The 10841-nt window shown below is 46.5% G+C and carries 10 protein-coding genes; 2 read left to right on the top strand and 8 right to left on the bottom strand.

The window, feature by feature from the left end; translation table 11 throughout:
* The 4 genes from ruvA to AAEO56_RS15600 all read right to left on the bottom strand — a co-directional run bounded on the left by ruvA (position 1) and on the right by AAEO56_RS15600 (position 5287).
* The gene (gene ruvA / locus AAEO56_RS15615) at positions 1–582 is read right to left on the bottom strand and encodes a Holliday junction branch migration protein RuvA (protein ID WP_341697993.1); all 582 of its coding nucleotides are present in this window, start codon (positions 580–582) and stop codon (positions 1–3) included.
* 184 nt (positions 583–766) lie between these two features.
* A complete protein-coding gene (locus AAEO56_RS15610; protein WP_341697992.1) occupies positions 767–3055 on the bottom strand; it encodes an NADP-dependent malic enzyme in 2289 nt (762 codons plus the stop codon).
* Between the two features lie 103 nt (positions 3056–3158).
* Entirely contained in the window at positions 3159–3845 is a 687-nt protein-coding gene (locus AAEO56_RS15605) for a response regulator transcription factor (RefSeq protein ID WP_341697991.1), read from the bottom strand.
* Positions 3842–5287: a sensor histidine kinase gene (locus AAEO56_RS15600; protein WP_341697990.1), complete on the bottom strand. Its 1446-nt coding sequence runs from the start codon at positions 5285–5287 to the stop codon at positions 3842–3844. The genes AAEO56_RS15605 and AAEO56_RS15600 overlap by 4 nt, the downstream gene beginning before the upstream one ends.
* 132 nt (positions 5288–5419) lie before the next feature.
* On the opposite strand from AAEO56_RS15600, the gene AAEO56_RS15595 reads away from it, so the two are divergent.
* Positions 5420–6037, top strand: a complete 618-nt coding sequence (locus AAEO56_RS15595; RefSeq protein WP_341697989.1) for a hypothetical protein — start codon at positions 5420–5422, stop codon at positions 6035–6037.
* Here AAEO56_RS15595 and queG read toward each other — a convergent pair whose 3' ends face one another.
* The 4 genes from queG to AAEO56_RS15575 form a co-directional block, all read right to left on the bottom strand.
* Complete coding sequence (queG, locus tag AAEO56_RS15590) at positions 6038–6967, bottom strand: tRNA epoxyqueuosine(34) reductase QueG (RefSeq protein ID WP_341698068.1); 930 nt, start codon at positions 6965–6967, stop codon at positions 6038–6040.
* Positions 6968–6998: 31 nt separating this feature from the next.
* On the bottom strand, positions 6999–7352 hold the full coding sequence (locus AAEO56_RS15585; RefSeq protein WP_341697988.1) for a four helix bundle protein: 354 nt from the start codon (positions 7350–7352) through the stop codon (positions 6999–7001).
* An 84-nt stretch (positions 7353–7436) separates the two neighbouring features.
* The gene (ruvB, locus tag AAEO56_RS15580; protein ID WP_341697987.1) at positions 7437–8462 is read right to left on the bottom strand and encodes a Holliday junction branch migration DNA helicase RuvB; all 1026 of its coding nucleotides are present in this window, start codon (positions 8460–8462) and stop codon (positions 7437–7439) included.
* Positions 8463–8676: 214 nt separating this feature from the next.
* Positions 8677–8979, bottom strand: a complete 303-nt coding sequence (locus AAEO56_RS15575) for a GNAT family N-acetyltransferase (protein WP_341697986.1) — start codon at positions 8977–8979, stop codon at positions 8677–8679.
* Between the two features lie 348 nt (positions 8980–9327).
* Between AAEO56_RS15575 and AAEO56_RS15570 the strand changes: the two genes are divergently transcribed.
* Positions 9328–10752 (top strand): APC family permease, encoded by a 1425-nt coding sequence (locus AAEO56_RS15570; protein WP_341697985.1) that lies wholly within the window; start codon positions 9328–9330, stop codon positions 10750–10752.
* Positions 10753–10841: the final 89 nt, after the last annotated feature.

The raw sequence follows: 10841 nt of genomic DNA, 5'->3' as shown, positions 1-10841 counted from the left end.
CTATAAGTTTTTTAATGCTAATTTTATTATTGTCTCCACCCCCGCACCCGGATCATCCTTAACAATCTTATCAATCACTTTTTCCGCCAATTTTTTGTTAAAGCCTAATACCTCCAAGGCAGATAACGCTTCTTCCCTGTTTGTATTGTAGCCCGAAACGGAAACTTCACCTAAATCGTATAGTTTTAACACTTTATCTTTCAAGTCGAGAATTACCCGCTGCGCCGTTTTGCTGCCTATGCCTTTTATAGACTGTATAGTTACTACATCGGCAGTAGCTATAGAATGTATAATTTGTTTTGGCTCCAACGAAGAAAGCATGGTCCTTGCCGTACTTGCACCAACACCGGAAACCGACAGCAACAGTTTGAAAAGCTCCCGCTCGGCCTTTTCGGCAAACCCGAAAAGGGTATGCGCATCTTCCTTTACCTGAAGAAACGTGTACAGTTTTATGTTGTCCGAATCGGGCAGCAGCGAATAGGTATGCAGTGATATGTTCACGTCATAACCTACCCCATTGCAGTCTATTACCACACCTGTGGGTGTTTTCTCTACCATTCTCCCCTGAAGATGTGCTATCATATCAATTTTTTAACAGTCCCAAAAATAGTAAAATTCTTTTACTTCGGTCGTATTACCTTTTTCATGTTATTTTTTAACATTGAAATAAACAGGAGCCGAACCGTTTACCCCACTTTCCTTATATACTTTTGTATTGGTATGTTGAAGCGGCATTATGCTGCCTGCCTCATTTAACGACTGCGGCCTACTTCTTTATCATCTTCAGGCGCTTTTCTTTTTCCTGCGCATCCACTACCGCTACGGCAGCCATGTTTACCATTTCCTCTACGCTGGCACCCAGCTGGAAAATGTGTACCGGCTTATCCATGCCCAGCATTATAGGGCCTATAGAAACTACATGGTCAAGCTCTTTAAGTATTTTATACGTAATATTCGCCGATTCAAGGTTTGGAAAAATTAGCGTATTCACTTTTTTGCCTGCCAGTTTTGAGAACGGGAATTTACTTTTATGCATATCCGGATTCAGGGCAAAGTCGGCCTGTATTTCTCCGTCAACGATAAGATCAGGATGTTCTTTGTGAAGGTATGCCACTGCCTCGCGCACTTTTACGGCGCTTGGATCGGTTGACGACCCAAAGTTAGAGAACGACACCATAGCTATTACCGGTTCCATTCCAAACATCCGAACGGTGCGGGCTGTCATCAGCGCTATCCTCGCAAGATCTTCAGCATTTGGGTTAGGATTGATTGCGGTATCCGAAAGGAACAGTGGCCCCCGTTTGGTAAGCATCATGTTGGTTGTCGCTATCCGCGTAACACCCGGAGCCTTGTCTATCAACAGCATGATCGGCTTAACGGTAGAAGGATAGCTACGGGAATAGCCGGTAACCAGTGCATCAGCCTCGCCTTCGTTTACCATCATTGCCGCAAAATAATTACGTTCGCGCATCCACTTTTGCGCATCCAGCAGGTTGATGCCCCTGCGCTGCCTGCTCTTCCAAAAAGATTCAGCATAACGGTAGCGCCTTTCGTCCTCGGCATCGGTTTTTGGGTCGATGATGGCCACTTCGGCATCAAAGCCAATTTCTGATTTGAGCAGGTTTATCTTCTCTCGGTTACCCAAAAGTATCGGGAACCCTATTTTTTCTTCCAGTACGATCTGGGCAGCTTTCAGCACATCCAGGTGGTCGGCTTCGGCAAAAACGATACGTTTCGGGTCGGTTTTCGCCCTGTTGGTAAGAAGCCTCACCATTTTGTTGTCGTTGCCAAGGCGTTCCAGCAGCTCTTCGGTATATTTATCCCAGTCGAGTATCGGGTGCTTTGCCACGCCGCTTTCCATGGCAGCCCTTGCTACAGCAGGCGCTACAACGGCTATAAGCCTTGGATCAAAAGGTTTCGGGATAATATATTCGCGGCCAAAATTCAGCTTTGTCTCTCCATACGCAATATTTACCTGTTCGGGTACGGGCGCTTTTGCTAATTCTGCCAAAGCAGTTACGGCAGCCATTTTCATGGCCTCGTTTATCTTTGATGCCCTCACATCGAGCGCACCCCTGAAGATGTACGGAAAACCCAGTACGTTATTCACCTGGTTAGGATGATCCGACCGTCCTGTTGCCATAATAACATCGGGACGTGTACCTATTGCAACGTCGTAATTTATTTCGGGTATGGGGTTTGCCATTGCAAACACAATCGGGTTCGCCGCCATACTCAGGAGCATTTCGGGTGTAAGGATATTCCCTACCGAAAGGCCTAAAAAGACATCTGAATCTTTTATAGCTTCACCCAATGTCATTAACTGCTCCTTGGCATATTTTCGTTGCAGGTCGGAGAGGTCGGTACGGCTGTTTACCAGCATTCCGTCTTTGTCGAACATGATTATGTTCTCTACCTTTACGCCCAACAAGAGGTACAGGTTGGCGCAGGCAAGTGCGGCAGAACCGGCACCTGAGACCACGATCCTGATCTCGTTTAATTTTTTCTCAGCAAGCTCTACGGCATTCAGCAACGCAGCAGATGATATGATGGCGGTTCCGTGCTGGTCGTCGTGCATCACCGGGATATTCAGCTCTTCTACAAGCCTTCTTTCAATCTCGAACGATTCCGGGGCTTTGATGTCCTCAAGGTTAATCCCGCCGAAAGTCGGCGCGATGTTTTTTACCGTCTGGATAAAAGCCTCTACATCTTTAGTATCTACCTCAATGTCAAAAACATCGATATCGGCAAATATCTTAAACAATAGGCCTTTCCCCTCCATTACCGGCTTAGAGGCTTCGGGGCCGATATCGCCCAAGCCAAGAACGGCAGTCCCGTTAGAAATTACGGCAACAAGGTTTCCTTTGGCGGTATATTTATATACGTTGTCTACGTCTTTCGCAATTTCGAGGCAGGGCTCCGCAACACCCGGAGAATACGCAAGCGAAAGGTCCCGCTGGGTGGCGTAAGGCTTTGTGGGTACTACCTGTATTTTACCGGGATGCGGTTTTGCGTGGTATAACAGGGCTTCGCGTCTTTTACTGTATTGATTCATCTTTTAACATTTGGTACCGAACCCACAAAGTTAAACCTATGAACGGAACTAAGAAATTTTTAACGGTTTTCTTTTCGGCATAAATAAGGAAGTTATATATGAATCAGCAGATAAGCTTATACCCAAACCCTCGTATATTTACGATCTCAACCGAGGCGTCACCTTTTAATTTATTTCGTAGCCGTGTGATATAGACATCCATGTTGCGGGTGTTGAAGAAGCTGTCGTCTCCCCATAATTTCAGTAGCGTGGCTTTCCTGTCGAGCACATTGTTCTTATGCTGCAGCAGTAAGGCGAGCAATTCGGCTTCTTTATGCGAAAGCTTTACGATCTTCTGCGAACTGTCTTTGAGTTCCTGGCGGTGGTAAAGGAAGGTATAGCTGCCAATCGCTGTTTCATTTTGAGGTGCATCATCATTAGTGCTGCGTTTAAGGAGTTCGGCTATACGGAGAAAAAGCTCATCGAGGCTAAAGGGCTTTTTGAGGTAATCGTTGCCGCCGCTCGCATACCCTTCGGCTACATCTTTAATATCGGCCTTTGCGGTAAGGAACATCATCGGGATTTTGCTATTGGACTGCCGTATCTGGGCTGCAAGGGTAAAGCCGTCCTTGTAGGGCATCATCACATCCAATATGCAGATGGAAAATCCTCCCTCGTTGAACAGCTCCCACGCTTTCCTGCCATCAGGAGCCAGCATAACTTCATAACCCTGCTTTTCAAGGCTTTCCTTAACCACCTTGCCTAAAAAGGGCTCGTCTTCGGCTAATAGTATTTTATGCTGTGCTTTCATAATGGCAGTTTGATCGTAAAAATACTTCCCGAAGACACATTGTCTTTAACGGAAATGACTCCTTTGTGTGCCGCAACCACTTTCCGAACATAGCTAAGGCCAAGTCCGTAGCCTTTAATATTATGCACATTCCCGGAAGGGATGCGGTAAAACTGTCCGAATATCCGTTCTTTTTCGCTATCGGGTATCCCTGGTCCGTTATCTGTAACCGAAATAACCACTTCTTTATTCGAAACCGTACAGGCAATGGTGACTAATGGCTCATCGGCAGTATTGTATTTGATTGCATTGTCAATGAGGTTCGCCACGGCATTCGCCAAATGGAGTGCGTTTACTTTTAGGGAAACCGATTGTCCACTGCCGGAATATTCTATGTTTTTATAATGACCGTTATCAATTATGTTTTTAATAAAGGCATTCACTTCAATGATGTCTCCCAATGGCATTCCGGCTTTTTCCATTTTGGCGCCTGCAAGGATCTCTTCGGTAAGAGCCGACAGCTTTTGTCCCTGATGGAGGATTATGTCGATATAGCTTTGCTGAGCCTCTTCGTCGTGGCGAAATTTTTTCAGGGCCTCGGCAGTGACTAAAATAGAAGACAACGGCGTGTGTATCTCGTGCGTCATATTGCTGATGAAATCATCTTTCATTTTATTGAGCTTATGTTGGCTTAACAGGGTCTTTGCTGTGTACCAAAAGCACAGCAGCAATATAACAAACAGTCCCACCGAACCCGCCAAAAGCCGACGCATTTGTTTCATTAAAAAAGCATTGGTGTCTATAAACGTTGCCTGCAGCCATTCTTCTTTTTGGGGGCGGCCAACCGCAATATTTACCTTTTTTGTAGTGATGGAATTTTCAGGAAGCTTATTTCGGTCGAACAAGAAAGGCAAATCAATGCCCCTTGTATGCAATGTTTGCTTGTAGCGCCTGCGTATCTGATTTATATCCTGAGGTTCAGAAAACGCGGCCTTATTAATACTATCGCCCAGCTTTTGCGTGTAATACCATACAAAACCCTTTTTAAGTTCTGTACCTACGTAATCTATCATGTGGTCTATAAATATTTTCCTGGCTTTAGGTGTAAGGCTATCAGCCCTTTCGGTAAAATAATCAATACTCATACTGATGTCATTTTGCCCGTCGGCAGATGGAACTACCTGTTTAATATTGAACACTGTAAGGTGCTGCACCTCATTCCATTTACACGATATGGTTATAAATTCAGGATCATTAAGCCATCCCCTGAGTTTTTTAAGTACCTGATTATGCCGATCCTTAAAGGTGCTGTCTACCGCCTGGTTGAGCGCCTCATTTATATTACGCTCAAAAGCAGCCGACTCCACCGCATAGCTTTTGTAGCTGTAATACAGCTGAAAGACAGTAATACCCGCCACACAAAGCGACATCAATATAAATACCCAAAGGATGCTCCGTTTCATATAGCTCAAAATTAAAATTTAAAATATACCACTGTTAGTTCTGTTAACACTAATTAACCCTAATTTATCCTGGTTAACCATCTTCCTGAAACCGACCGCCTACATTTGCCCATATCATTAAAACCAGATACCATGAAACTTTCACACATTATCACTACACTGCTGTTAGTAACGGCAGGCTTTGCACAGGAATCGGTTTCCGGCAAAATCATTATGAATTCGAAGTCGATGTCAGACAATAAAGAGATGGTGCACCTGATGCGTTTTCAGGGCATTGAGTATTTTAAGGTCCAGTTTAAAGGTGCCGAGCTTAACAACAAGCGTTATACTATTGTGGCGAAGGAATTTTGGAATGGCAAGCTCTCAAAAACAGATACGGTAATGAATACCAATGTATTCAGCTACATAGGAAAGGTGCAGGGCGACACGGTGAATATGACCGTTATAGCATCTAAAGCCGATAAAAAGCACCTTAAAATGAAATTTATGTTTGACCGTTTTGAATTAAATGAGGTCTACAAATGCCTGCCCTCCGACGATTACAGCCTGCGTGACTATGGTGCCAGCGCCTTTGTTAACATTGAGCCGGGCCAACCCTTTTATGCTTTTGCCTATATACTGCCCCATGAAGATGAAGATGGCGGAAAGCAGTGGTGCGCGGTTGAAGTGAGCGGCAAGGATATAGAAACCTGGGGAAAGGAGTTTGGCATTAAGCACTACATCCTTTTTGAGATGAAGTTTTTTGAGTAGTTAACTGTGGGGCCTAAGGAAATCAATATTCCTTTTAAGCCCTTCATATTTGGTGCGCTTTACGGCGGAATTTTTGAATACAGCCCTAAAGGTATCTTCGGTGATCTCTTCCCAGTCTTTCTTGGTAAGTGAAAGCAGGTCGGGGTGCGGATTAAAGAGCGGTTCGGAATGTGGTTTTGAGAAGCGGTTCCAGGGGCAAACGTCCTGGCAAATGTCGCACCCAAAGGCCCATTCGTCAAACTTGCCTTTCATTTCGGCAGGCAGGTTATCCTTTAATTCTATGGTAAAATAAGAAATGCATTTGCTGCCGTCCACCACATAGGGTTGGATAATAGCCTGGGTGGGGCAGGCATCGAGGCAGGCGGTGCAGCTCCCGCAGTGGTCGGTTACGGCGTGGTCGTATTCGAGTTCGAGGTCAACAATAAGCTCGGCAATAAAAAAGAAAGAGCCTACCTGCTTGCTGAGGAGATTGCTGTTTTTGCCTATCCATCCGAGGCCGCTTTTGGCTGCCCAGGCCTTATCGAGCACGGGCGCGGAATCAACGAAAGCCCTGCCTCCTACTTCACCGATAGTCGACTGTATCGAGTGCAGCAGTTCTTTCAGCTTTTCTTTTATGACGAAATGGTAGTCCTGCCCGTAGGCATATTTGGATATTTTATAGGAACCTTCAATTTGCGTTTCGGATGGATAGTAATTCAGCAGGAGGGAGATTACGCTTTTGGCACCATCAACAAGCAATGTCGGATCGAGCCGCTTATCGAAATGGTTCTCCATGTACTGCATTTGGCCGTGCCTGTTCTCGTTGAGCCATTTCTCAAGTCGCGGGGCTTCCTCTTCTAAAAAACCGGCACGGGATATACCGCAGGAGATGAAGCCGAGGCGTTTGGCTTCGGATTTGATGAAGGCGGAGTATTTAATTTCAGATTTCAGATCGTAGATTTCAGATTGAGAACGATGTACTTCATATCTTCGACTTTACCGTTTTTAACGAACTTACAAAGATCGCCGTGAGTTCATTACCTTCCTTCCAAATTGCATCAATACTATCTTTTTCTATCCAACATTTTTCGCTTATAATTTCAAGCCAAAATAAAGTTTCATCAGCTTCTTCCAATACGATCTCCATTTTAGAAATAAATTCCCTATCACTTCTTGCCCTGCAAACTGCTCTATAGTTAGCTCCTACAGAAGTGCCCGATTTTGCAATTTGATATGCCACGATCTTTGAAGCTGTTGTTACAGGTAGCTTCTCGACCAAATTAATGATCAATAACGAATACTGTTTTGTCCTGATTTTTAATTGTTCAGATGTCATAAACGATAATTTCTTCTTTACGAAAATACTCCTTTTTTACGGATGCAGCTCAATCTGAAATCTACATTCTGAAATCTGAAATCTTTAATCAAACAACCCTCCCTGCGGGCCGAGCCTTACCTTGCCTAAATGCTTGTATGCTTTCTCTGTAACTTCGCGTCCCCTAGGCGTACGCATGATAAAGCCTTCCTGGATGAGGAATGGTTCGTATACCTCTTCGATGGTCTCTCCGCTTTCTGATACAGCAGTTGCCAATGTGGACAGGCCTACCGGCCCACCTTTGAATTTATCAATAATGGTGTTGAGTATCTTATTGTCCATTTCGTCAAGGCCGTGGGCATCGACGTGTAGGGCTTTAAGCGCGTATTTAGCAATCTCAATATCTATTTTCCCGTTACCTTTTATCTGGGCAAAGTCGCGCACCCTTCGCAGCAGTGCATTGGCAATACGCGGCGTACCACGGCTGCGGCCTGCGATCTCGATGGCAGCTTCCATGGTTATGGGCATTTTTAAGATCATCGAGCTGCGCTGCACGATCGTGGTAAGCAGTTCGGTGGTGTAATAGGACAACCGGCTGGAAATCCCGAAACGGGCGCGCATAGGCGCTGTAAGCAATCCGGAGCGTGTGGTGGCCCCTACAAGCGTGAACGGGTTCAGCCCTATTTGTACTGAGCGTGCATTCGGGCCCGACTCGATCATGATATCGATCCTGAAATCCTCCATTGCCGAATACAGGTATTCTTCCACTATGGGGCTGAGGCGGTGAATTTCGTCTATAAAAAGAATGTCCCTTTCTTCAAGGTTGGTTAGCAGCCCGGCAAGGTCGCCCGGCTTATCGAGCACCGGCCCTGAAGTTATCTTGATGCCTACGCCCAGTTCATTCGCAAGGATGTTCGCCAATGTGGTCTTCCCCAGTCCCGGAGGGCCATGGAACAGTGTGTGATCTAATGCCTCCCCACGCATGTTGGCTGCCTGCACGAATACCAAAAGGTTTTCCAGCACTTGGTCCTGCCCGGTAAAGTCGTCGAACGAGAGCGGCCTTAATTTCTTTTCAAGGTCCAGCTCTTCCGCGTTATAATTGGTGTTCGTAGGGTCTAAATTCTCATTCATGCAGCAAAGATAATCGAAATTTCGGTTGTCCTTACAGATACATCCTTAGGGCAACGCACCAAGTGGGTTTTAGGAAAGCTTAGCCACGAATTACACTAATTTCAACTAATTCTCTCCTCTTTCCGCTAATTTATTAGAAAAGTAAATTCATCAATTGGCAATTTGTGAAAATTCGTGTAATTCGTGGCTTATTTTTTATTATGCGTTGACTTGGCTACATCCTGTAGCCCTCAGAAAGCACATCGCCCCATTCGGGATTTTCGTCGACATAATGCATTACATAGGAGCACAATGGCATAACGGTAAGCCCATTGTCTTTGGCGCACTGGAACGTGCTCTTAACCAGCCGCGCCGCGATGCCCTGACCGCGTAATGACTCCGGCACTTCGGTGTGGGTAAGGAATATCTTTTCGCCTTCGCGGTAGTATTCGAGGAAAGCGACCTGGCCTTCTACGTGCAATTCGAATTGCTTCCCTTCTTCATTGACCTTAAAGCCGTCTTTGTTATTGTTTTTCATAGTGGGTGGTTTTGATAAAGATAGTTTTTTTTGTTTTGGGGAAATATTTAAAGTAAGTTAAAAGTCGGGGGGATTTGTCGGAGGTCGGAGGTCCGAAGTCCGAGGTGGATGTTGGCCTCACCCCCAGCCCCTCTCCAAAGGAGAGGGGAGCAAGGAAGATAAATAACCTTATTAACGTAAAACATGATGTCTACGTCCGCGTGAGGGATAGAGCCGATATCCTGCCGGAGGAACGAAGGCAGATAAAGGCGAAAGCCCGACGGCGGAGGCACGGAGCCGGCACGCCCAAATAAATATTTACACCTAATGCTTTTTTAATATCTTTAGCAAACAAACCAAAAACCAATTATGGAAAACGAACACGAAAACAAGCACTTAAAGCGCGAACTGGGCCTGCTCGACGGCACGATGCTCGTAGTAGGGTCGATGATAGGATCGGGGATTTTTATCGTCAGCGCCGGGATGGTGCAGCAGGTGGGAAGCGCCGGGTGGCTCATCCTTATCTGGGTACTGTCAGGCCTGATGACCATGATCGCTGCGGTGAGCTACGGCGAACTGAGCGCCATGTTCCCAAAAGCGGGCGGGCAATACGTCTACCTGAAAGAAGCCTACAACAAGCTCATTGCCTTCCTCTACGGATGGAGCTTCTTTGCCGTAATACAAACGGGGACCATTGCCGCAGTGGGTGTTGCCTTTGGTAAATTCGCCGCTTACCTCTACCCGCCTTTAGGACCTGAAAATATCCTTTACGAGGTCGGTGCCTTTAAGCTGAATGCCGCGCAGCTGGTGTCTATCGCAACGATAGTCTTGCTCACGTTCATCAATAGCCGGGGGGTGAAGAATGGCAAATACATCCAGACCATCTTTACAATTACCAAGATCGCCTCGCTTTTCGGGCTGATCATCTTTGGATTCATACTCGCCGCTAAGGGTGAAATCTGGGATGCCAACTGGGCCGATGCCTGGAGCGCAAGACAGTGGAGCAAGGATACCGGATCTTGGACTGCCATAGGCGGCGGCGTACTGATGTCGGCTATTGCTGCATCGATGGTGGGGTCCCTATTCTCCAGTGATGCGTGGAACGGCGTTACCTTCATATCGGGCGAGATAAAAGACCCGCACCGCAATGTGGGGCTGAGCCTTTTCTACGGGACGCTTATCGTGACGATCATCTATATCGCGGCCAACGTGATGTACCTGGCCGTGCTGCCACTGGATGGCATTGCCTTTGCCGACCAGGAGCGGGTAGCCATCGCGGCGGCCCAGCCTATCTTTGGCGGGACGGGAACGTACATCATCGCCATTATGATAATGATATCGACCTTCGGGTGCAACAACGGCCTTATCATGGCCGGGGCACGGGTGTATTACACTATGGCCAAAGACGGCCTGTTCTTCAAAAAGGCGGCGGGGCTCAACAAATCGAGCGTTCCCGGATGGGGCCTGTGGTTCCAGTGCATCTGGGCATCGGCGCTGTGCCTGAGCGGGCAGTATGGCGACCTGCTCGACTATGTAATGATCATCGTGATGATCTTCTATATCCTCACCATTGCCGGCATCTTTATCCTGAGGCGCAAAATGCCCAATGCCGACCGCCCCTACAAGGCCTTTGGCTATCCTGTCCTGCCTGCCATCTACATTATCCTGGCGGCCACCTTCTGTGTGATGCTCCTCAAGGACAAGCCCGAAACCTGCGGCTGGGGCGTAGTGATCATGCTGGCCGGGATACCGGTGTACTACCTGACCCGCCCTAAATCATCGACTAAAATTTAACACAGGTTAGGGGTATATACCTTTACTATTAAACCAATAGCAATATCACATAAAGCGTTGAATATCAATATATTATATATTTAATCAAT

The organism is Flavobacterium arundinis (assembly GCF_038289855.1).
GTDB classification, from domain to species: Bacteria; Bacteroidota; Bacteroidia; order Flavobacteriales; family Flavobacteriaceae; genus Flavobacterium; species Flavobacterium arundinis.
This window is presented reverse-complemented; position numbering and strand designations above follow the sequence as displayed.